This window comes from Bernardetia sp. (assembly GCF_020630935.1).
Lineage (GTDB): Bacteria > Bacteroidota > Bacteroidia > Cytophagales > Bernardetiaceae > Bernardetia.
This window is the reverse complement of record NZ_JAHDIG010000015.1, coordinates 1-21,887: the sequence shown is the minus strand read 5'-3', so window position 1 is coordinate 21,887 and position 21,887 is coordinate 1. Positions and strand designations below refer to the sequence as shown.

Genomic DNA, 21,887 nt, shown 5'->3' with positions numbered 1-21,887 from the left:
CTTTTTTTTGAATAGAAATGATGTTCTGTGTTACAAAATTACAAAAAATAGATTATTTTTTCACTCTACAAGAAAGCAAAGTAATATCATCTGGATACGGATTATTTCCTTTAAAAAGGTGAAGTTTGTCAAACAATCGTTCGTGAAGTTCTTGGTGTGAGTGGCTGAAATTTTCTCTGACACCTTCTAATAATTTATCTTCGCCAAACTCTTCTCCATTTTCGGCTGCCGTTTCAGTAAAGCCATCAGTATAACAGAAAATCAGAAAATCGCTTAGGTCATTTATGGTAGCTACTGTAAGAAAAGGTAATGTATCAAACGTACCTAAAATAGTTGTTCCTTCCTCTAAGTGCTGAACAAGGCTTGCGTTGTGCATCAAAATAGGTGCATTGTGTCCTGCATTGATATAAACAGCTGATTTGGTTTTCTTATTATAGATGAAAAAGAATGCTGTTATGAAATGTCCTCCACCCGAATTTTGAATAATAAGATGATTGAGTTCTTCTACAATTCTTTTTAAATCTGTAGTTTGGCGTGCCATAGTACGCAAAGCAGCTTGAAAATTAGACATCAAGATAGCAGCAGGAAAGCCTTTTCCAGAAACATCGGCTACACAAAGCAAAAATTCATCTTCATTGATTTGTATATAATCGTAATAATCTCCTCCTACGTTATGATGAGGATAATAACTTGCTACCACACTAAACTTTTCTTCATTTGGCAAACACTTTGGCAAAAGCAATGACTGTACTTCGCTTGCTATTTCTAGTTGGCGATTGAAGGCTTCTTGTATTTTTTGTTTTCTCGCCAGTTTTTTGTTTTCTACTGCTACAATAATAATATCACTAAGCGCTTGAATAAAAGGTAAGTCTAAATCTTCTTCGGTCAGTGACTCGTAGGCTCTTCCTAAAAATAAATATGCCAAAACTTCCTTTTTGTGATGAATAGGAACAAGAAAACAAAACTCATTGAAGGGAGCTAAATGGTTGAAATTAACGGTTGAAGAAACTTTATCTATTTCTAGTATTTCATTTGGCAACACCACATCCCTATAATTAGCCATCGTACCAAAACCTTCCTTATTAAACCACTTATTTCGACTGGCATCTACTTCTGTGTCTTCATCCAAAACATAGAGTGTCATTTTAGAAATATAAGGATAAGAACGCAATGTGAACATAAAAGTACGGTATAAATCCTGTTCTGGGATATTACCATTGATAGACTTTATGATGTCGATAAGAGAATCTAACTCAATTTTTTTGAGTTCTAGTTCGTCTAAGGCTTCTGTTGTTTTTTCTGACATAATTTTTACAAAAAGAGGCTTTTCTATTATGCTGTATTACTTTTAATATTGCTATTTTTATTAGGCAATTTACAAAAAAGCAACGTATTTTACACCATTATTTTTTATAATCTAACATTTGGTTGTACTTTATGCCCTCCTTTATATTTTCCTGTACTTATTTTTTTTCTAGTTTACTATTTCGCTATTTTTTTGGTTTCTTCTTGCTGTTTTTCTTTCAAATTTGGAGTACTTGGAAGGGAGTAGGCAAAACCTTTGATTCTTGGCACTATTTGAAAGCTGCTCAAAATCTAGTACAACATCAAGAATTTATTCAAGACAAATCCTATACAACGTGGGCATTAGGTTTTCCTTTTCTACTTACTATTTTTAAAGATTCTGTTTTGCTAAATCTACTTTGCATTGTAGGAACTTATACATTTTTCTTTTCCCTATCTGAAAAACTATTTGAAAAAACAGCTACAAAATGGTGGCTTACCTTGGTTTTTGCTTTTTCTACACCTCTGTATCTTATTCATCATTTTGTTTGGTCTGAAGCTCCCTTTGTACTCTTTTTGGTAGGATGTGTTTGGAGTTTTTATTTTTTTGCTAAAAATAATTTCTCTAAGAAATATGCTTTTTTGTTTTGTCTTTTTGGTTTTCTCTTTATGAGCATGCGCAACGCAGGTCTTTATTTTATCGCAGCCATCAACTTAGGCATTTTGTTTTTCTATTTATTCCCATCCATCAAAAAGCAAAAGAGCTTTTTTCTATCAATATATAAAAACCCTTATACTAGAATTTCTATTTTATTTACCCTTTTTTCATCTATTTCTATTTGGTTTTGGTGGTTTCGTGCCAAGCCTACCACAGCAGGAAAATTTGCTACTATGTACAGTCTGGCAGAGCGAACTTTAGCAGAAGAAATTATGAATTATAGCGATATTTTGAGTCGTTGGTTTGTTCCTCCTGCTATTCCTCTAACAATTCGTATGCTTTTACTTTTTGTTGTTTTTATACTTTCTTTAGCAGTATTGGTATCTGTTTTTCGTAATTCAGAAAACAAAAATCATTATTTTCAATTTGTCAGCTTCCTTAGTTGGGTTATAAGTTTTTACCTTATCGGAATGCTTATTACAAGAACAGGAATGAGAGTAGATGCAGAGCGTTATTTAGCTATTTTATATCCTTTTTTAGCCCTTTTTCTAGGATATATTTTAGAGAAAATAAATGTAAAAAATCATTTGAAATATACTCTTGCTTTTTTGTGGCTGATTTATCCTCTTTTAAGAACGCTAAAAAACATTATTTTTTGGAACTAAATTATCAATAATACTTAATTTTAAGTAACTCAAAAAGAGTTTGTAGCGTACTGATTAACAGAGACTTTACTGTTTTTTTTGGTAAAAAGAGGATTAGTATTGGCTTTATAATTACAAAATAAATTGCTATATTAAGTATCAAAATAATTTAATAATAAAATTGGTTTAATAGAGCAACATTAGGAAAATAAAAAATTGAAAAACCAAACTCATAATTCATTGATTATAAGACAAATGGCTCATTTTTTTTTTAGTCATTTCCTATCCAGTTCCATAGAGTATGAAAGATTTTATAAACGACTTTAATTCTAGACACGAAAGAAAGCCATACATGGCAGATTATAGCTCACATTACACATCTACTTATTCGAAAGATGCTATCTATGAGCTAGATACGATGCGCCCAATGAGCAATATTTTTATAGGAAAGCTTGTCATGGGACTGACCTTTGCATACAGTATGATTTGGATGCCTCTTTTTTTCAAAATCTTACTTTGTTTTGTCTCTGTTTCTATTCTGATTCCATTAGTAAAAGAATATTGGACAAAGCAAATTAAATCTATTCGTCTAACCAATAAATACTTAGAGGTAAGAAGGGGAGCAAATAATGATTCTGTGAGGGTAGATTTGAAAGACATCAAAAAAATTGAACTCATAGAAAGACAAAACCATCGTAAACATCGTAGAAGAAGAGGTGAAGTCGCTACTATTTTATTCGAACGTCCGAATACTAAAACACAAGACTTTCATCCCGAAACAAAATGTGTGGTTACAGACACCAGAGGAAACCGAGTAGAGATAGAATATCGCTTTTTCTTGGAAGGCGATTTTGAAGAATTTTTAGGTGTTTTGGAGGACACTTACTCAAAAATTTATAACAAACACATTACTACAAAAGACACTACAAAGAAAATTGAACCTATTTCTTTTGAACAAGTAGGAAAAGCAAAGACAAGTACTTCTAGCACAGAAGAAACGCATGCACACAATGAAACGATTGCAAGACTAGATAATCTGATTTCAAAAAATAGTGCTATGCTAGAAAATGGTATTATTCTTACTAAAAAATTAGAGGAAAGCCTAGAGGAGATTTATAAGTCTATTTATTATGTCAGAAGTGCTTTTGATATTGCTAAGATGCCAAATGCAACCATTATTTATGAGTTTAGGAATTCAAATAATCTGACTTCTTATATCTTAGAGGATGATTTTCATAAGGAGTTAGGTGAAGATAATATTGAAATGGGTTTACAACTCATTGCAGCAGCAGAGAAAAATATTAGAGTAGCCCAAATGCGTACCAATAGTTTCAAAAAAATAAATAAACGCTTAAAAAATATAAAATTTCAGAAGGAGCATAGATTGAAATTACAAGGAATTATGCACCGTCTGAATGATTTACAAGAAGAAAATACCTACCAAGACATTGAGAAAAATACAAATCCTATTCAGTCAGAGGAAGATATAGAACTGCATTTGTTAAATGAATTGGAGGATTTATCCCACCAAATAGATTCTACTGATGACTTGCAAGAAGCCATGTCTTTAAACGAACATATTTCGCTTTTTGATGGAAATAATGAGAAAGATTAAGATTTGATTGTTAAGGAAAAGTCATGGCTTTTCCCTGCTTTAAGAATGATGTCATAAATCAATAATTTGTATCTATTCTTCAATTCGAATTTCCTGTACTTTTTGAAGTTGCTTTTCGATAGCACGAGAGCGCACATTGGCTTGGTCTAATGTGTTACTGGCTTCTCCTAATTTCTTTTGGATTTTTTCTAAGGCTGTTCCAAAGTTGGAGAACTCATTTTTTATGCTTCCCAAGAGCTGCCACACTTCACTACTACGCTGTTCGATGGCAAGGGTTCGAAATCCCATCTGTAAGCTATTCAAGATGGCTGAAAGCGTTGTCGGGCTGGTAATCGTAACTTTATAATCCCTTTGAATCTGTTCAAAAAGACCATCACAGCGCATCACTTCGGCATATAAACTCTCAAAAGGCAAAAACATAATAGCAAAATCAGTAGTATGAGGTGGAACAATATATTTCTGACTAATATCTTTTGCTGATGATTTAATTCGGTTTATCATAGATTTTCTTTTCTGTTCAATAAGCACAGTATCTGCCAAATCATAGGCATCCATTAAGGAATGATAATCTTCTACTGGAAATTTTGCATCAATCGGAATCAGAACTACTTGATTTTTATCTTTTGCATGAGGAATCTTCAAAACAAACTCTACAATCGCATTGCTATTTGGATTGGGTTTTACATTTTTTGCATATTGTTCATTGCTCAAAATCTGCTCTAAAATGGCTTCTAGCTGAAACTCTCCAAAAACACCTCTTGTTTTTACGTTATTCAAAATCTTTTTCAAATCGCCTACACCGTTGGCAAGTTGTTGCATCTCCCCTAAACCTTTATGGACAAGTTCTAACCTTTCACTCACAATTTTGAAGGATTCTCCCAAGCGTTTTTCTAGTGTAGATTGTAGTTTTTCATCTACAATGACACGAATCTCATCCAGTTTTTGAGTATTTTGGTTTTGCAATTCATTTACCTTAAATTCCAATGTCTTACGAATATTTTCTAAGTTGGAAGACGTTGTTTCGTTGATTTTACTCTCAAACTGCAATATCGTTTGTAAAGATTCTTGTCTGTTGCTATCTAGTTGGGTCTTGAAATGACGGAAGGCTTCAGCTATTTGGCGAATGGTTTTGTCTAGTTGGTCTTGATTTTTTTCTGAAACGCTTGCTAAAGTTTCTCTAAACTGCTCAAAAGTTTGGTTATTTTCTGTTCGGCTTTCTTTAGATTGCTGGGCAAGTTCTTGACGGTTAAAAACGAACTGCTGTTCTATTTTTTGTAAATCTCTTTCAATAAATTGAAGATTTTCAAGAAGTTTATTGTTGTTTGTATTTTCTTTGTTTTGAATCAGTTTTATAAGCAAAAAGATAATTATTCCTATTCCTATCAAGATGACCCAAAGTAGAGCGTTTTCCATGTTATTTCAGCATTTTTATTTTTTTGCTAAAATACATATTTTATTGCTCACTTTATTAGCTTGACTCAAAAATTAATAGACTACCTTTATATTTCCTAAGAAAATATTTCCGTGTAGTGTTACTGTAAAAGAAATATCGTTACTTTCTGGTGTGTCGTTTCCTAAAAACTTATTGATTTGTCCTAAAAATCCTTTTTTCTTATCTCTTAGTGAATAATCTCCCAAAATAAGTTGTGTATTTTTCTGAACAAACCCACCACGAGGAATGTAAATTTTAATCTCATTTAATGCTCCTTTTATAAAAATATCTATGTGTTTACCGTGCAAGTCTTGATTTCTCAAGTCTATTGTAGTTTCAGAAAAAATACTTTCTACATCTAGTCTAAAATGAGTTCCTTCAAAACGGCAACTTCTAAAATCTACCTTTTGTGTTCCAAAAATAGCTTGAAACGACACAGGATTTTCATCTAAAATAGGAATAAGTTGTTTTTCAGCAGCAAAAGTAGCTCTTAAAGGCTGTCCAAAATATTGTCTTGTTGTTGGAATTGAGCTTTGATGTGTGGTTGCTTTTGTAGAAAAGGCAGCAGGAGGAAAATCTGTGTTTTGCTTTCTAAGAGATGAAGGAGCAGATTCTTTAGGAAATAATTTATTCTTTATTGCCTTTGGAAAATCGAAAACTATTACCTCTAATTCCTCAATACACTTGGCATTTAGAGCTTCCTTGACACGGTTTTCATATTCGTATTCTTCTAAATTTTGCTCTGCAAAAGCAGTATTCAAAACATCAATAACTTCTTCTCGCTTGGCAGGCAGACCGTAGGTGGTTTTCATAATCTTACTCAAATGAAATAATAAAAATAGAGTTGCAAAATACCTTTTCTATCCTAAACAAACAACTGACTTGAGTAGCTCTACCCAAGTCAGCTACAAAAAAATCACTCTACTCCATATTCAGCCATCAAATAGGTCAGACTTGCCATAGCTGCTGCACCCAATAAAAATTCTCTTTCGTGTACAGCTTCAAAAACATCTGTTTTGGCGTGATGATGGTCAAAATAACGTTGAGAATCAGGTTCTAAACCAATCAGAAGTGTTCCTGTTTCTCCCAACGGACGAATATCCACACCTCCAAAACCGTACTCTACTTTGTGTAAGTTATAAGGTTTGAAAAGTGGTGTCCATTTTTGAATAATTTTTAGGCGAGTAGAGTCTTGTACTCTAAAACCTCGTGGTGTAAAGCCTCCACTATCCGATTCTAAAGCTGCAAGATGATTTTCATTGTTTTCTTTGGCTATCTCTGCATATTTTTTTGCTCCTCTTGCTCCATTTTCTTCGTTCATAAATAATACACAGCGAATCGTTCTCTTAGGTCTGGTTTCTAAGTTTTTGATAAGTCTTACTACTTCCACCGATTGAATACAGCCAGTTCCGTCGTCGTGTGCTCCTTCTCCCAAATCCCAAGAATCTAAATGTCCACCTACTGTAATAATTTCTTCTGGTTTTTCTCTTCCTCGTAGTTCTCCAACTACATTATAAGAAAGAACATCTGGGAGAGTTTCGCAGTTGAGTTGCCACTCAATTTCTACAGAAGCATTCTCTTTGTCTGCTTTTTTCAATGCTTTTTCTAAATAATTTGCAGAATTTGTACTAAGTGCAGCAGCAGGAATTTGTTTAGTTCCTTCTTCATAAATCATAACTCCTGTATGTGGATGGTTGTCGTTTTGTAGGGTAAGCGAACGCATCAAAAAGCCTTTTGCTCCTACCTTTGCAGCGTAATTTGCACCAACTACTCGCACAGAAGAACAGCCTCCATACGCTGAAAACGTACTTATTAGTTTTGCATCCATTGGTTGGGTTATGAAAATGATTTTGTCTTTATATTTTTTGGCTTCTTTCTCAGAAATTTTTTCTAAGTCTGAAAGCGTATTTACTGAAATTACTTCGGCTTTTACTTTTCCATTCGTTCCGACAGAGCCACCCAAAGCCGTAATATCAAGTACTTTTTGGTCAATATTTTTATCTTGACTACCTATAATCTGACAAAATTCTTTTTCGCCTCGCTCCCAATGAGGCACCATAACGGGCTGTAAATAAACGCTATCTAGGTTCATAGAATCCAAAACTCTTTGCATATATTCAACAGCTTTTTGAGCATTTTCTGAGCCACTAAGGCGTGCGCCAATATCTTTGCACAAATAACGCAACTGAGAATATGCAGGAGAACCTACCAAAGCATCATCGTGTAATGAGCGCAATACTGTTTCTGGAGTTGGGATTTCAATTTTTTTGGTATCCGTTTTTTCTGTTTTGTAATTTGGTGGAGCTTCGGCTGTTGTACAAGAACAGACTAACAAACTACTAAAAAGGAAAAATACAATAAGGGGGAGAGTATTCTTTATCATAAAAGTATAGATTCTGTTTTTTTATTTAAAAATGAATAAGGGAGAGGTTTCCTAATTTTCTAATTCAAAATTTGTATAAAAAATATTCATAAAAAAAAAGAGGAAGAACTTTATGGATTTTCTAACTAAAATTAACAAAAGAAACTATTTATTTAATAGGTTTACATAGAACTATGTTGTTTTTCTCTACCTATCTATACTTTCTATTTAGATTTTTGCTTCAAAAAAAGTATATTGCCTTATAAAAGCTAACCATTTTTTTTACTTTAGTAATTTTTTCACTGATAGATTTCCACTATGCAAAAGATATTAGTTCCTGTTGATTTTTCTGAGCCTTCTGAGGCAGCTTTAAAATATGCTATACATTTTGCTCAAGTGATTGGAGCTGAAATTATTTTGCTTCACGTTGCCTGTGCGCCTCTTCCTTCTGCTACGAATTACCATCTTCATATTGGTTTATTGAAAGAAGAAATTGAAAAAGGCAAAGAAAAATTGACTTACTATACCAATCAATATACTGAATTAAATTACTTAGATGGGAGTGGGAAGCTCAAAATTACGCCTATTTTGGAGAGTGAGAATGGCATTCTGCCTTCGATAGAAAAAGCAGCCAAACAACACAATGCTTTTTTGGTCGTTATGGGAACGCATGGAATGACACGAGCAGAAGAAATTTTGCTTGGCAGTGTAACGGCTGATGTAATTGCTTCTGAAAAAACGCCTGCTATTTTGGCAATTCCTAGCAATTCTCAATTTACGCCTTGGGAGCGTATTGTCTATGCAGGAGACTTTTCAGAAAAAGATAAAACAGTAATTGAGATTCTTTTGGAATTAGCAAGCTACTTTTCCAATGCTAAAGTAGATTATTTACATATTAGCAACGAAAAAGAGCATATAGAAGATATTGAAAGATTGCACTATTTAAAAGCTGCTTTCAAACAAACTCCTGTCTCTATGTTAGATTTTAGATTTAGGGAAAATGATGATTTGGATGACGGAATTGATAGTTATTTAGAAGATTATGAGACGAGTGTTTTGGTAATGCTTACACAACATAGAGGTTTCTTTGAAAGTCTGTGGCATAGAAGCAAAGCTAAAGAAATAAGTTTTCATACTGATATTCCATTGTTAGTTTTGAAAACAAATACAATATAACATTTTAGGAATTTAGCTTACAGAAAATTAACCATGGTTGCATATTTATTAAAAAAGATAGGGTATGGCTGTTTAGTTGTCTTTGGAGTAGCAATAGTTGGGTTTCTTATTACATACACCCTACCTGGTGACCCAGCCAAACTCATTGCTGGTCCTAGAGCAACACCTGAAACGATAGAGATGATTAGAAAGGAGTTAGGCTTAGACAAGCCTGTAGCTACACAACTTGCCTACTATATTAATGATTTGTCTGTTGTTTCAGTGCATAAAGACACTCCAAAAAATGAAGCTAGGTATAATTATGTGCGTTTGTTTAGTATCTCCAACACTGCTCTTGTCCTCAAGAAACCCTACTTAGGCTATTCTTATTTTAGAAATAAAGACGTAGATAGCATCCTTTTTGACAAAGTAAGTGCCACTATTGTTTTAGCAGTTTCTGCCATGATTTTCGCTACCTTATTCGGCGTAGTTTTAGGAATTATCTGCGCTCTAAAACAGCACTCTGCCTTAGACCATGCGCTTGTCTCTATTTCCGTTTTGGGCATTTCTACACCTTCTTTTGTAGCAGCTATCTTTATTGCTCTAATTTTTGGTTATTATTTAAGTGAATATACAGGCTTAAATATGACAGGCTCTCTTTGGACAAGCTCTGTGTATGATGGAAAACAAATAGCCCTCAAGAATATAATATTGCCTGCTCTTACACTTGGTTTGCGTCCTCTAGCCATTATTACACAACTTACACGCTCTGCTATGATAGAAGAACTATCAAAAGACTATGTCAGAACAGCAAGAGCTAAAGGATTGCCACAGTATATTGTTATCTTCAAACATACTTTAAAAAATGCTATTAATCCTGTCATAACAGCTATTTCTAACTGGTTGGCAACACTTATTGCAGGAGCTTTTTTCGTAGAATATGTTTTTAGTTGGTCTGGATTAGGTCTGACAACTATTAATGCCATTTCTGAACGAGATTTCCCTGTGATTATGGGAGCAATAATTGTCGTAGCTGCTGTGTTTGTTGTTATTACTATTGCCGTAGATTTAATTTATGCTTTGCTTGACCCACGTGTTAGAGTATAACCAAAACACACAAGAGTTTACTATTTTATAAGTTATGAAAAAACTCATCTGTTTCCTCTCTTTATCTTTTGTATTGTGTGTTTTTTGTACGACACAAGCCTTTTCTTGGGGATTTTATGGACATCGTATCATCAATAGAATGGCTGTTTATACGTTACCTCCAGAAATGTTTGGGTTTTATAAAGCTCATATTCAATACATCACAGAAAATGCCGTCAATCCAGACCGTCGTAGATATGCTGTAGAAGGAGAAGCTCCTCGTCATTATTTGGATATGGATATTTATGGAGATAGTGCTTGGACAAAACTACCTCATCGTTGGAAAGATGCCGTAGAAAAATATTCAGAAGACACACTTATGGCGTATGGAATTGTTCCTTGGACAGTAGAACAGTTTCGCTGGAAGCTCACAAATGCGATGGAAAGAGGCGATGCAGAGGCTATTATCCGTCTTTCGGCAGACTTAGGGCATTACATTGGAGACTCTCATGTTCCACTTCATACTACTGAAAATTATAACGGACAACTTACAGGGCAATATGGAATACACGGCTTTTGGGAATCTCGTTTGCCAGAGCTGTATGCCTTACAATATGATTTTTTTGTAGGAAAGGCTGAATACATAGAAAATACACAAGAAAGAGCGTGGGAGGCTGTCATCACAGCACACATAGCATTAGATTCTGTTCTTCGTTTTGAAAAACAACTTACTGAACAAATGGGAGCAGACCAAAAATGGAGTTATGAAACTCGTGGAAAAATCACACAAAAACTCTACTCCAGACCTTTCTCAAAAGCGTATCACGATATGCTTGATGGACAGGTAGAGCGAAGAATGAGACAATCTATCAAAACAGTTGGAGACTTTTGGCTTACCTGTTGGATAGATGCAGGACAGCCCGACCTCAACAAATTACTGCTTTCTGAAAAAGCAAAAGAACAACTAGATAAAGAAATGAAAGAGCTAGAACCTGCCGAAGGACAGGCAGCGCCTACCTTGCCACAAAAACCTAGAGAACATGAAGGGAAGTGATTTGGTATTTTATGTTAAAGTATTCTGAATTTTATCTAAAAATCATTTCTGTACAAATTTAAAGTGGCTTATTTTTCGTTATTTTGCAAGATAACTTAATAATGATAATCTATAATTTCTAATGAATAGGCTATTTTTCTTATCTGTGTTTTGTGTATTTTTATCTTTTTCTGTTTTTGGTCAAGATACTAAAGCAGATTCTGTTTCTAAAATAATTGTCAAAGAAACACTACAAGATTCTACTAAAAACAATGAAAAGCTACAAGTAAAGCTAGAGCCAAAGTTCAAACTTCGTCCTCCTGCTCGTGCAGCTCTTCTTTCGGCTGCTCTTCCTGGAGCTGGACAATATTACAATAAAAAAGCATGGGCTATAAAAGTGCCATTGGTTTATACAGCGTTAGCTGTTCCTGCTTATCTTTCTATTACCAATCACGCCAATTATCGTCTTTTTAGAGAAAATTATTTGTATATGCAAGATGAAAATCCTGCAACTGTTCCAGACCCTTCTTTTGTAAATCGTTCGGCAGACCAAGTACAACGCCAACGTGATAGTTACCGAAGAGACCGAGATTTTTATATGATTATCACTGGGCTTATGTATCTTTTAAATATTGGAGAAGCCACCACCACAGCACACTTCAATAATTTTGATATTGATGATGATATTTCATTTAAGTTTAAGCCTCACATTGAAAATGTAGGAATGCATAGAAATACAGTAAGTGGTGTTTCTTTAGTCATGACGTTTTAATAAATGATTAGTGATAAATTAAAAATTTTATAACTCCTTATTGGTAACTGGTCATTAAAAACTGGTTACTGATAACCGATAACTGGTTACTGAAAATGAAAATTGCACTCTTGGGCTACGGCAAAATGGGAAAAGAAATAGAAAAAATCGCACTTCAAAAAGGGCATTCTATTTCCTTCAAAATTTCAAAAGAAAATAAAGATGACATTCATAAAATATCAACTCAAAATACAGATATTGTTATTGAATTTACCTCTCCAAAAAGTGCCTTCGAAAATGTAAAATATTGCTTAGAAAAAGGAGTTTCGGTAGTATGTGGTTCAACAGGTTGGAATGAGCAGAAAAAAGAAATTGAAAGTTTTGTTGAAAGTTCTAATCAAAAAATAGGCTTCTTTTGGGCTTCTAACTTTAGCATTGGCGTAAATATTTTTTTAGAAATAAATAAATATGCAGCCCAACTGATGAGTAAGTATAAAGAATACGATTTAGAAGTTACAGAAATTCATCATACAGAAAAAAAAGATGCTCCAAGTGGAACAGCGATTACATTAGCAGAAGCTATTTTAGAAAATTACGAAGGCAAAAGTAAGTGGAAACTTGTAGAAAATAATGCTTCAAAAGGCGATTCTAAAAATACTATTCCTATTTTTGCAGTTAGAGAAGAAGATGTTAAAGGAACGCATACTACACTTTATACTTCAAAAGTAGATGATATTTCACTTACGCATGAGGCGCATTCAAGAGAAGGTTTTGCAAAAGGTGCAGTGTTGGCAGCCGAATTTTTGAAAGATAAAAAAGGAGTTTTTGGAATGAAAGACTTATTAAAACTATAGGTCTGTAATAATTACTCTTTCTTAACTACCAATAATGTATCTAAGCCTTTAGAAATTTCGTTTCCTAAAAAAACTAAAGACAATAATTAAAAATATAGATTATGGCATTTTTTAAAAAAAATCAAGTAGAAGAGGAAGACAAAAACAAAACTCCTAAGAAGAAAAAAAGTGCAGCTAGAGAGTGGTTTGACTCTATTCTCTTTGCTGTTATTGCAGCTAGTTTAATACGTTGGCTCTTATTTGAACCCTTTCAAATTCCTACCTCTTCGATGGAAAACTCACTTTTGGTAGGCGATTTTTTGTTTGTAAGTAAGGTTCATTATGGTGCAAGAACAACAAAAACGCCTTTACAAATTCCACTCACACACCAGACTATTTGGGGTACAGAATCTACAAAATCTTATTTGGACTGGATTCAACTTCCTCAGTTTCGCCTTCCTGGATTTTCAGATATTGAACGCAACGATGTAGTAGTTTTCAACTTCCCAAGTGAAGAGCAACATCCAAGCGACTTAAGAACCAATTATATAAAACGATGTATTGCTATTGCAGGCGATGAGATTGAAGTAAAAGACCGAGTAGTGTATGTCAATGGAAGCAAGGTAGAGTTTCCAAAACAATCTCAACATAAATATTTAGTTATTACTTCACAATACTTAGAAGAAAAAACATTTTATCAATTAGGCATACCAATAGACGACCAAACAGGTGCTGTTTATCCAACACCGTATCATTATAGAGATATAGATATTTTTGGAAAGCAAGAAGAATTGAAAGAGGATATGAAAATGCGTTTAAAGCAACGTTATTTAGGTAGCTATGACAATTTAGAGGAATATCTCAAGCAAGACGGTTTTGCTTATGTTATGGATTTGAGCCAAGGAGAAATCGAAAAAATGAAAACCTACCCAAAACTCTTCAAAGAAGTTACTCCTCTATTAAGTACTCAAGGAAATTTATTTCCACACAATAACATGTTTTTCCCTAACTGGAACTTGACAAAAGCAGGAGTAAAAGAATCTGCTTTCAACTGGACGGTCGATAATTTTGGAGCATTGAAAGTACCAAAAGAAGGTTGGAAAATGCCTGTAACGGCTGAAAATATGGCTCTATATGGAAAGTATATTCAAGATTATGAAGGAAATGAAAATGTAGAAATATCAAATGGAACACTCAAAATAGATGGTAATACTCTTTCTGAATATACATTTAAGCAAAACTATTACTTTATGATGGGTGATAACCGTCATTCTTCTGCTGATTCTCGTTCGTGGGGATTTGTTCCAGAAGACCATGTAGTAGGTAAAGCCACCTTAGTATTTATGTCTATTGACCCAGATTTCAATAAAGGAGGTTTCTTTAGTCGTATTCGTTGGGATAGAGCATTTTCTTTGATAAGCGATATGTAAAAAATCAGTTATCAGTAATGCAGTTACCAGTAATCAGTTAAATACAAAACAGCTTTTTATGAAGGTAGTGTTTATTGATAGCTCTAACTAAAAAATATTTATAAAACAGAGAGTAACTTTACCTTTATACTCCAATTCGAAGAAACGAAAATTGTAATACTGGTAACTGATTACTGTTTACTGCTAACTGAAAATATGAAAGGAATAATTTTAGCTGGAGGTTCTGGCACACGACTTCATCCACTAACACTTGTCATGAGCAAGCAACTTTTGCCTGTTTATGACAAACCAATGATTTATTATCCACTCTCTGTCTTGATGCAAGCAGGAATTAAGGATATTCTAATCATCACAACACCACACGACAACCCTAATTTTGTCAATCTCTTGGGAGATGGTTCACAGTTTGGGTGTAATTTTCAATATGCTATCCAAGAAGTTCCAAATGGACTGGCACAGGCGTTCGTTATTGGAGAAGAATTTATTGGAGATGATAGTGTGGCTCTTATTTTGGGAGATAATATTTTTTATGGTACAGGCTTACAAGAAACACTAAAGAAAAGCCAAAATCCAAACGGAGGAATCGTTTTTGCCTATCACATAGCTGACCCAGAACGTTATGGCGTGGTAGAGTTTGATGCAAATAAAAAAGCAATTTCCATTGAAGAAAAACCACTCAAACCAAAATCTAACTTTGCCGTTCCAGGGCTTTATTTTTATGATAATGACGTGATAGAAATTGCAAAAGGACTTACACCTTCTGCAAGAGGGGAATATGAGATTACTGACGTCAATAAACATTATTTAAAGACTGGAAAACTATCTGTTGAAATTATGGACAGAGGCACAGCGTGGTTAGACACAGGAACATTCCGTTCGCTGATGCAAGCAGGGCAGTTTGTAGAAGTTATTGAAGCAAGGCAAGATTTGAAAATTGGTTGTATTGAAGAGATTGCCTATAGAGAAGGTTTTATTTCGGCTGAAAAACTAGAAGAACTTGCCAAGCCATTGGTAAAAAGTGGATATGGTTCATATCTTTTGAACCTTTTGGCACAAGAAAGAGAATTTGTAAAATAATATGTAGGGATAATGCAGGTATTATCCCTACCGTTTTTCATCTACAATTCAATTCCAATTACAGTAATGTCGTCTCGCTGTGGAGTGTCTTGTTGGTGTTGGTCTAACATCGTTATAAGCTCTACATATTGCTCTTTCATTGGAAGGTCAGTAATCTTTTGTAATGTCTCTTCAAATTTTACTGACCCTATTTTTTTACCTCCTGCATTGGGTTGGTCTATCAATCCATCGCTAGTAAGATAGATTTTTGCACCTTTTTGAAGTTCTATTTTCTCACAAACAAAATCTTTTTCTTTCTTTTTTATTCCTCCAATAGATTTTCGTGTGCCTTGTACAGACTTCAAAACATTATCTTTATCAGCATAATACAAAGGACGTTTTGCTCCTGTAAAATAGACTGTTCGTTGTTCATTTTCTGTTGATTCTTCCACGATACAAAGTGCCACATCCATTCCATCAGCATTCGCTTTTTCTTCTTGGCGCAATGCTTTTTTGATTTCTTGATGCAGAATTTCTAATATTTTATCTGAATTGTAAGTATGCTTTAAATGTACAATTTCATTCAGCAAAATAATTCCAATCACCGACATAAATGCCCCCGGAACGCCGTGTCCTGTACAATCTACGGCAGCAATAATTTTCTTGGTAACCTCTCCACGCTGCAACTCAATCGGAGAACGACGAGGCAAGTTAGAAGGTGCAGCCGTTTGTATAGTAGCCGTCCAATAAAAATCGCCACTCACAATATCTTTCGGACGAAAAATAACAAAATGCTTTTCAAAAGTTTGATGTAGCTTTTCTTGTGAGGGTAAAATTGCTTGTTGAATTTTTTCAGCATAACGAATAGAATCTGTCATTTGCTTATGCTGGTGTGAAATTTCGTCAGCCTGTTCTTGCAGCTTTTCACTTTGTGATAAAATCTCTACTTGTTTTTCTTCTAAGAGAATAGTTTTTTCTGTTAAATCATTGGTTCGCTCCACTACTTTTTCTTCTAGTTCTTTATTTTTTGCTTCTATGAGAGCTTGTTTTTCTCTTTCTTGTTTGAGTTTGTTATGAATAAGTTGTTTTCTTGTTTGATTAAATGTAGCAGCCAATCCATAAGAAAAAAGAGCCATTTGTAGCGTAATACTTGCCAAAACTACGGTTTCCAAATAGCGAGAAGCATCAATAATCAGTAGTAATTCTAAAGAATAAATGGTAATGGCAACAGCAAAAAATGAATTTGCCCAAAGGAAATATTTTACATTTTGGTGTCCTTCTTTCAAACTTTTAAAAGCAGCTATCAAGAGAGAAATTAGCGAAACAGGCAAAATAATCGTTGTCAAGACTCGCCCTAAATGCCAATAGCGTAAGAAATACATAATCGTAATTCCTAATGTCAGATACACCAACACTTGCAAAAAACGGTGCCAACGAGGCGCAAAAATAACTGTTTTGAGATGGTCTTTTCCAAACATCAGAAGTGCAAAAACTGACAAAATTCCACTAAAAAGTCGTACACCTACATCCAGACGAGGAAACTCCATCAAAAAAAGTTCGCCTAGCTGTCCAATATTGCTAAAAATGTAGATAAAAATGAAGAAATTATAAAGTACATAAAACAAATATTGTCTATCACGAAGCGCAATAAAGACAAGCAAATTATAAATGAGCATCACCCAAATTGCACCATAAAAAAAGTTATGAAAACTACGAGCTGTCAGAAATTCCTTCTCATAACCATCTAACGTATAGGCTGTAAACCACCGACGAAGCGAATAACGAGTGTCTTGTTCTGATAATTTGGTACTGCTATGCAAACGAAAATAAAATGTTTTTGTACTCAATGCAGGAATCTCTAAAGCAGAAACGGAAATTCCACCACGCTTTACATTGCGTTTTGAGCGAGGCACTAATGAACCTCCCAGTTGTGTAGAAAAAATACCTTCTGTCTCTTCAAAAAAAAGCATTACCGAATCTATAAACCCAGTCGGAACAAGGAGTTTTTGAGTAGAATAATGAGGGTTTTTAATAGAAAGGCGTAACCAATAAGTAGGCACTTGCTCCGAAATATCATGGAGTTGATAAGGCGAAAAGTTGTAAGGATTGAGAGCTTCAAAGGTAAAACTGCTGTTTTTATCTTTAAAAACATCAAAGTAGTTTTCTAGTTCATATTTTTCCTCTAGCGAATCTAAAACCAGCAAACGTTCTGTATCTACATCTTTTATAAACGGCTGTGCCTTTAGCCACCCACAAGAAAACATCAAAACAAAACCCAACAAACAAAAAGTATTTACTTTGAATTTCAGATTATTTTCAATAATTTTGTTAGTTATCAGTTTCATTTACGGAGCAGATAGGTTGCAGGGGTTCTTGTCTTGCAAAATACATGATTGGAAGTTAAGATTAAAAATTATTTTGAATATATAGGAATAGATTTGTAATAAAAACATTTCACAAACTTTACGATTGTAGAGGTGCATTTTTCGTAGTAACTTTGTAAGTTAGTAGTTCTATCCAAACCCTAAGGGTTTTCGGAGACCCTTAGGGTTTAAACTTCATTTATCATTTACCATTCATAAAAAAGATGTATAATTCCGACAAAGAAGCAGCCGACGCACTAAGCCAGTATTACAAAGAATTAAAACAAGAAATTTCGAAAGTAATTGTCGGACAACACGAAACTGTTGAGCTACTCCTTACCAGTATTTTTTCACAAGGGCATTGTCTCTTGATTGGTGTGCCAGGGCTTGCCAAAACCCTTCTTATCAGTACACTTTCACAAGTTTTGGATTTAGATTTTAGTCGTATTCAGTTTACGCCAGACCTTATGCCTTCTGATATTGTAGGCGCAGAAACGCTAGACAAAGACCGTAATTTGAAGTTTGTAAAGGGAGCAATTTTTTCAAATATTATTTTAGCAGATGAGATAAATCGTACACCTCCCAAAACGCAGGCTGCTCTTTTAGAATCCATGCAAGAATATGCTGTTACGATTGCTGGTGTAAAACACGATTTGCCACGTCCATTTTTTGTATTGGCAACTCAAAACCCTATCGAACAAGAAGGAACATATCCACTACCAGAAGCACAGTTAGACCGTTTTATGTGTAGTGTTTATTTGGGTTATCCGTCTTTTGAAGAAGAAGTACAGGTTGTTACCAATACTACGACGAGCGAAAAGCCTACACTCAACAAAATCATTTCAGCAGAACAGATTATCTATTTTCAGCAGCTTATTCGCCGTGCACCAGTTGCTCAAAATGTGATTGAGTATGCTGTAAACTTGGTTCATAAAACTCGTCCAAGAACAGAACGTTCGACAGATGATACTAATAATTATTTAGATTGGGGAGCAGGACCAAGAGCTTCACAATATTTAGTTTTGGGAGCAAAATGTCATGCTCTTTTGAATGGAAAATATTCGCCAGATATTGAAGATGTAAAAGCAATTGCGATTGCTGTCTTGAGGCATAGAATTGTGCGAAACTTCAAAGCTGAAGCCGAAAATATTACAGTAGAAGATTTGATTCAAAAACTTTGGTAAACTAAGATTAATTTTATAATTTACTCTAAAACAGATAGTTCTACAAAAAAACAACTTATCTGTTTTTTTTATTTACTACTAAAACATATTTAACCTCACACATAATAACTAAAACACAAATTAAAACATAATATTTTTTTACATACAATTATTTCTTAATTAAAGTATATTTCAACAAAAAACATAAGTGTTTTTTTTAGAATACAAACGCATTTATTGAACTTATTCAAGATTTTTATTGACCTATATCTCAATATAACTTCAAATTATAAAAAAAAGCAAGTTTTATATCGTCTTAGAAAATTAGTAGGAATATCATTACACATTCTAATTCGTTACTTTTAAATAAAATATTCTGCTTGTTCTTAAAAAACTATTATTCCCTTACTTCTAATTCCCCTATTTCCCTTACCTGAGCCTTTCCTAAAATGACCAATCAAGACATTTTCGATTATATCAATGATGGCAACTATCGTCCTGTATTGAAATATTTCAATAGCTTTTCAGAATCGTTTTATTTCTTTTGTAAAAAACAAGATAAATTAAAGTTACTTAGTGAACACCAAATTCAAGCCATTTTTGATGATGCTTGTATTTGTATGTATGAAAAAATTGAAGCTAAGAAAATTACAATACGACAAATAACTTCTAGCATCAAAACTATGATTTTTGGCATTGGTAGAAATATGATCTTAGAACAAGGAAGAAAACAATCAAAATACAACAATCTACATTCTTCTTTAGATAAAAATTTAAAGGAAATAGAAAATATAGAATATGATGATGATGGTGATGAATGGCTTTCAGAGTTACAGATTCAACAACTTAATGAAGCTCTTTCAAAACTTCCCCCAAGAAGCTATATGCTTGTAGCAGAATGTTTTATGGAAAACAAATCATATTCAGAAGTTGCAAAAGAACAAGACTATGCTACTGTGAATGCTGTTAGAGTAGCACTACATCGCACTTTAAAAGAGTTGAAAAAAATTGTTATTCAGCTTCAAAAACGAGATGGGAATTATTAAATTTATTTTCTCCTGTCCGAACTTTTCTAAAAACATTTGGGTTGAAGTACTTAGATAAAAGAGATTATTTTTCTCTATATTCCCTAAACAACAGTTTCGAACCTCGTTTATGGTTACTAATAGAGACAACATAAAAGAAATGAACACAGCCTAAGACTTAGCTTCAGTATGAAAAAGCAGACAGTCCCGAGCAACACATTTCGGAGGCAGGACTTAATAGGTTTGCTTCTTTAGCGTAAGCGTCTTGTTCATAGTGTAAGTTTTAAAACAAACTTTTATAATTCTGATTTTCGGTATATATAACTTAGTGCAGGAGTTCGAATCTCCTCGTTCGCACAATAACTCTTTCTAACTATGCGAACGTAGCTCAGTGGCAGAGCAAGAGTTATCATTTGAGTAGAAAATTAGTCATTATAAAAATTTGGGTAATGAGTAAAACCATTACAATCAATGAAATAGCTCAGTCGGTAGAGCATTTATCTGATAAATAGAGGGACGTGGGTTCGAATCCCACTTTCATTACGGACAGGCACATAGGTGAGGTGTCTGTCCATTTTTAAAGAATATAAAAAATACTTTTTAGTAGCAAATATATAAAAAAAGGCTAGTAGGATAATCCTATTAGCCTTTTTTCTTTTTTTATTATTTATGTATGTAATCTACTGTATAGTTTACTCTTTAAAATATAGTTTACACTAAGTTTGTAGCTCATTTTTTTTAACTAAACACTAGATATATGCCAAAAAAAATCGTTTTATGAATGTTGTTTTTTCAATTCGTAAAGACCAAAAAAACTCAAATAGACTAGCCGTAATTTACTGGTATGTCTCTTATAAAGGACAACGTTCCAAAAAATACTCTACTGGTGTACGTGTAGATGCTAGATTTTGGAAAAGAAACCATGCTACTGGAAAGAATGCAAAGCCTATTAATGATGCACTAAGTGATATTAGAGCAGATTTGACAGATGTTTTTAATCAAATGAAGGATTCAATTACTCATATTCAAGAAGTAGCAAGAGTTCATAATGAAGGTTTAGATAGACCTACTGTTATTGAACTATATGATTCTTTAGTAGCACGTAAAAAATCTGAAAACTGGACAGAAGGTACTATAAAAAGCTATACATCATTTCGTGATGTATGGTTAGTTCCATTTTGTCAAAAAATAGGTAATCCATTTTATGCCGACTTATTCAGACCTAAACATTTAGAACAACTTTGTACATTTATGCGTCAAAGCTGTAAAGAAGAGTTTGTAAGAAAATCAACTTCTAAAGTAAAAGCAGCTTTAAACTTAGGATTTTCACTAGGTAAAATTCCACAAAATTACCTTGCTGGGTATGTGTTATTTCATCGTCCAAATCAGAAAAAAGAATACATATACTTAGAAATAGAAGAACTAGATAAGTTAGAAAAACTAACTTTTTCAAGTAAAGAAAAAATACTAGAAAGAGACAGAGATTTATTCTTACTACAATGTTATACTACTCTTGCCTTTAATGAAATCAAAAACTTAGATTTTAAAAGTAATATTGAAATTGATGAAAATGAAGAGTGGGATTGGATAAGTATAACAAGAGGAAAGACTAATGCTTTACAACAAATTCCGTTACTTCCTCAACCTATATCAATTTTAGAGAAATATAATTTTAAGCTAGAAGTACCTCCAAATCATAGATACAACCGAAACTTACGTATCTGTGCTTATCGTGCAGGGATAGATAAGTATTTACACTCTCATTTAGGGCGTACTACGGCAGGAGCTTTCTTTCTCAATAGTGGGATTACTATTCATACGGTGTCTCGTTTAATGGGACATAAATCAATAGCAATGACAGAAAAGCACTATGCTAAAATTATTGATAGATGGAGATTACAAGATGAGTTTACATCTGTCTTTCGTAAGCAAAAATAATTCTCTACATTTGCACTGATTTCATATCATCAGTGATACCCCTTATGTAGTGTGCAGCC

The 21,887-nt window shown here is 33.7% G+C and carries 17 protein-coding genes and 1 tRNA gene; 13 read left to right on the top strand and 5 right to left on the bottom strand.

Annotation, left to right across the window (positions count from 1 at the left end):
• Positions 1 to 52 precede the first annotated feature (52 nt).
• Positions 53 to 1,306: a PP2C family protein-serine/threonine phosphatase gene (locus QZ659_RS06150; protein WP_291723526.1), complete on the bottom strand. Its 1,254-nt coding sequence runs from the start codon at positions 1,304 to 1,306 to the stop codon at positions 53 to 55.
• A gap of 131 nt (positions 1,307 to 1,437) precedes the next feature.
• On the opposite strand from QZ659_RS06150, the gene QZ659_RS06145 reads away from it, so the two are divergent.
• A complete protein-coding gene (locus QZ659_RS06145; RefSeq protein ID WP_291723523.1) occupies positions 1,438 to 2,607 on the top strand; it encodes a hypothetical protein in 1,170 nt (389 codons plus the stop codon).
• A gap of 280 nt (positions 2,608 to 2,887) precedes the next feature.
• Positions 2,888 to 4,201, top strand: a complete 1,314-nt coding sequence (locus tag QZ659_RS06140) for a hypothetical protein (RefSeq protein WP_291723520.1) — start codon at positions 2,888 to 2,890, stop codon at positions 4,199 to 4,201.
• Between the two features lie 72 nt (positions 4,202 to 4,273).
• Here QZ659_RS06140 and QZ659_RS06135 read toward each other — a convergent pair whose 3' ends face one another.
• The 3 genes from QZ659_RS06135 to QZ659_RS06125 form a co-directional block, all read right to left on the bottom strand.
• Positions 4,274 to 5,614, bottom strand: a complete 1,341-nt coding sequence (locus tag QZ659_RS06135; protein ID WP_291723517.1) for a DNA recombination protein RmuC — start codon at positions 5,612 to 5,614, stop codon at positions 4,274 to 4,276.
• 72 nt (positions 5,615 to 5,686) lie between these two features.
• Positions 5,687 to 6,445, bottom strand: coding sequence for a LiaF domain-containing protein (locus tag QZ659_RS06130; RefSeq protein WP_291723514.1), 759 nt, complete (start codon positions 6,443 to 6,445; stop codon positions 5,687 to 5,689).
• Between the two features lie 104 nt (positions 6,446 to 6,549).
• Positions 6,550 to 8,016 carry a M28 family peptidase gene (locus QZ659_RS06125; RefSeq protein WP_291723511.1) on the bottom strand — a complete coding sequence of 489 codons (1,467 nt, stop codon included), beginning with the start codon at positions 8,014 to 8,016 and terminating at the stop codon, positions 6,550 to 6,552.
• Positions 8,017 to 8,313: 297 nt separating this feature from the next.
• Here QZ659_RS06125 and QZ659_RS06120 point away from each other — a divergent pair, with 297 nt between their 5' ends.
• The 7 genes from QZ659_RS06120 (at position 8,314) to rfbA (ending at position 15,360) form a co-directional block, all read left to right on the top strand.
• A complete protein-coding gene (locus QZ659_RS06120) occupies positions 8,314 to 9,171 on the top strand; it encodes a universal stress protein (RefSeq protein WP_291723508.1) in 858 nt (285 codons plus the stop codon).
• Positions 9,172 to 9,204: 33 nt separating this feature from the next.
• Positions 9,205 to 10,257 carry an ABC transporter permease gene (locus QZ659_RS06115; protein ID WP_291723505.1) on the top strand — a complete coding sequence of 351 codons (1,053 nt, stop codon included), beginning with the start codon at positions 9,205 to 9,207 and terminating at the stop codon, positions 10,255 to 10,257.
• Positions 10,258 to 10,291: 34 nt separating this feature from the next.
• On the top strand, positions 10,292 to 11,290 hold the full coding sequence (locus QZ659_RS06110) for a zinc dependent phospholipase C family protein (protein WP_291723502.1): 999 nt from the start codon (positions 10,292 to 10,294) through the stop codon (positions 11,288 to 11,290).
• 121 nt (positions 11,291 to 11,411) lie between these two features.
• The gene (locus QZ659_RS06105; RefSeq protein WP_291723499.1) at positions 11,412 to 12,041 is read left to right on the top strand and encodes a DUF5683 domain-containing protein; all 630 of its coding nucleotides are present in this window, start codon (positions 11,412 to 11,414) and stop codon (positions 12,039 to 12,041) included.
• A 95-nt stretch (positions 12,042 to 12,136) separates the two neighbouring features.
• Positions 12,137 to 12,874 (top strand): 4-hydroxy-tetrahydrodipicolinate reductase, encoded by a 738-nt coding sequence (gene dapB / locus QZ659_RS06100; protein ID WP_291723496.1) that lies wholly within the window; start codon positions 12,137 to 12,139, stop codon positions 12,872 to 12,874.
• A gap of 101 nt (positions 12,875 to 12,975) precedes the next feature.
• Positions 12,976 to 14,283, top strand: a complete 1,308-nt coding sequence (gene lepB / locus QZ659_RS06095) for a signal peptidase I (protein WP_291723493.1) — start codon at positions 12,976 to 12,978, stop codon at positions 14,281 to 14,283.
• A gap of 195 nt (positions 14,284 to 14,478) precedes the next feature.
• Positions 14,479 to 15,360, top strand: coding sequence for a glucose-1-phosphate thymidylyltransferase RfbA (rfbA, locus tag QZ659_RS06090; RefSeq protein WP_291723491.1), 882 nt, complete (start codon positions 14,479 to 14,481; stop codon positions 15,358 to 15,360).
• Between the two features lie 41 nt (positions 15,361 to 15,401).
• Here the strand turns inward: rfbA and QZ659_RS06085 are convergent, their stop codons facing one another.
• Entirely contained in the window at positions 15,402 to 17,684 is a 2,283-nt protein-coding gene (locus QZ659_RS06085; protein ID WP_291723488.1) for a 7TM diverse intracellular signaling domain-containing protein, read from the bottom strand.
• 242 nt (positions 17,685 to 17,926) lie between these two features.
• Between QZ659_RS06085 and QZ659_RS06080 the strand changes: the two genes are divergently transcribed.
• The 4 genes from QZ659_RS06080 to QZ659_RS06065 all read left to right on the top strand — a co-directional run bounded on the left by QZ659_RS06080 (position 17,927) and on the right by QZ659_RS06065 (position 21,828).
• Positions 17,927 to 18,886: an AAA family ATPase gene (locus QZ659_RS06080; RefSeq protein ID WP_291723486.1), complete on the top strand. Its 960-nt coding sequence runs from the start codon at positions 17,927 to 17,929 to the stop codon at positions 18,884 to 18,886.
• A 428-nt stretch (positions 18,887 to 19,314) separates the two neighbouring features.
• The gene (locus tag QZ659_RS06075) at positions 19,315 to 19,911 is read left to right on the top strand and encodes an RNA polymerase sigma factor (protein ID WP_291723483.1); all 597 of its coding nucleotides are present in this window, start codon (positions 19,315 to 19,317) and stop codon (positions 19,909 to 19,911) included.
• A 449-nt stretch (positions 19,912 to 20,360) separates the two neighbouring features.
• A tRNA-Ile gene (locus QZ659_RS06070) sits at positions 20,361 to 20,433 on the top strand.
• Positions 20,434 to 20,667: 234 nt separating this feature from the next.
• Positions 20,668 to 21,828: a site-specific integrase gene (locus QZ659_RS06065; RefSeq protein ID WP_291723480.1), complete on the top strand. Its 1,161-nt coding sequence runs from the start codon at positions 20,668 to 20,670 to the stop codon at positions 21,826 to 21,828.
• The last annotated feature ends 59 nt before the right edge of the window (positions 21,829 to 21,887 follow it).

Bases quoted from the DNA above. Each gene is read 5' to 3' on its own strand.
- QZ659_RS06150 (WP_291723526.1), bottom strand. From the start codon at position 1,306: ATGTCAGAAAAAACAACAGAAGCCTTAGACGAACTAGAACTCAAAAAA.
- QZ659_RS06145 (WP_291723523.1), top strand. From the start codon at position 1,438: ATGCCCTCCTTTATATTTTCCTGTACTTATTTTTTTTCTAGTTTACTA.
- QZ659_RS06140 (WP_291723520.1), top strand. From the start codon at position 2,888: ATGAAAGATTTTATAAACGACTTTAATTCTAGACACGAAAGAAAGCCA.
- QZ659_RS06135 (WP_291723517.1), bottom strand. From the start codon at position 5,614: ATGGAAAACGCTCTACTTTGGGTCATCTTGATAGGAATAGGAATAATT.
- QZ659_RS06130 (WP_291723514.1), bottom strand. From the start codon at position 6,445: ATGAAAACCACCTACGGTCTGCCTGCCAAGCGAGAAGAAGTTATTGAT.
- QZ659_RS06125 (WP_291723511.1), bottom strand. From the start codon at position 8,016: ATGATAAAGAATACTCTCCCCCTTATTGTATTTTTCCTTTTTAGTAGT.
- QZ659_RS06120 (WP_291723508.1), top strand. From the start codon at position 8,314: ATGCAAAAGATATTAGTTCCTGTTGATTTTTCTGAGCCTTCTGAGGCA.
- QZ659_RS06115 (WP_291723505.1), top strand. From the start codon at position 9,205: ATGGTTGCATATTTATTAAAAAAGATAGGGTATGGCTGTTTAGTTGTC.
- QZ659_RS06110 (WP_291723502.1), top strand. From the start codon at position 10,292: ATGAAAAAACTCATCTGTTTCCTCTCTTTATCTTTTGTATTGTGTGTT.
- QZ659_RS06105 (WP_291723499.1), top strand. From the start codon at position 11,412: ATGAATAGGCTATTTTTCTTATCTGTGTTTTGTGTATTTTTATCTTTT.
- dapB (WP_291723496.1), top strand. From the start codon at position 12,137: ATGAAAATTGCACTCTTGGGCTACGGCAAAATGGGAAAAGAAATAGAA.
- lepB (WP_291723493.1), top strand. From the start codon at position 12,976: ATGGCATTTTTTAAAAAAAATCAAGTAGAAGAGGAAGACAAAAACAAA.
- rfbA (WP_291723491.1), top strand. From the start codon at position 14,479: ATGAAAGGAATAATTTTAGCTGGAGGTTCTGGCACACGACTTCATCCA.
- QZ659_RS06085 (WP_291723488.1), bottom strand. From the start codon at position 17,684: ATGAAACTGATAACTAACAAAATTATTGAAAATAATCTGAAATTCAAA.
- QZ659_RS06080 (WP_291723486.1), top strand. From the start codon at position 17,927: ATGTATAATTCCGACAAAGAAGCAGCCGACGCACTAAGCCAGTATTAC.
- QZ659_RS06075 (WP_291723483.1), top strand. From the start codon at position 19,315: ATGACCAATCAAGACATTTTCGATTATATCAATGATGGCAACTATCGT.
- QZ659_RS06065 (WP_291723480.1), top strand. From the start codon at position 20,668: ATGAATGTTGTTTTTTCAATTCGTAAAGACCAAAAAAACTCAAATAGA.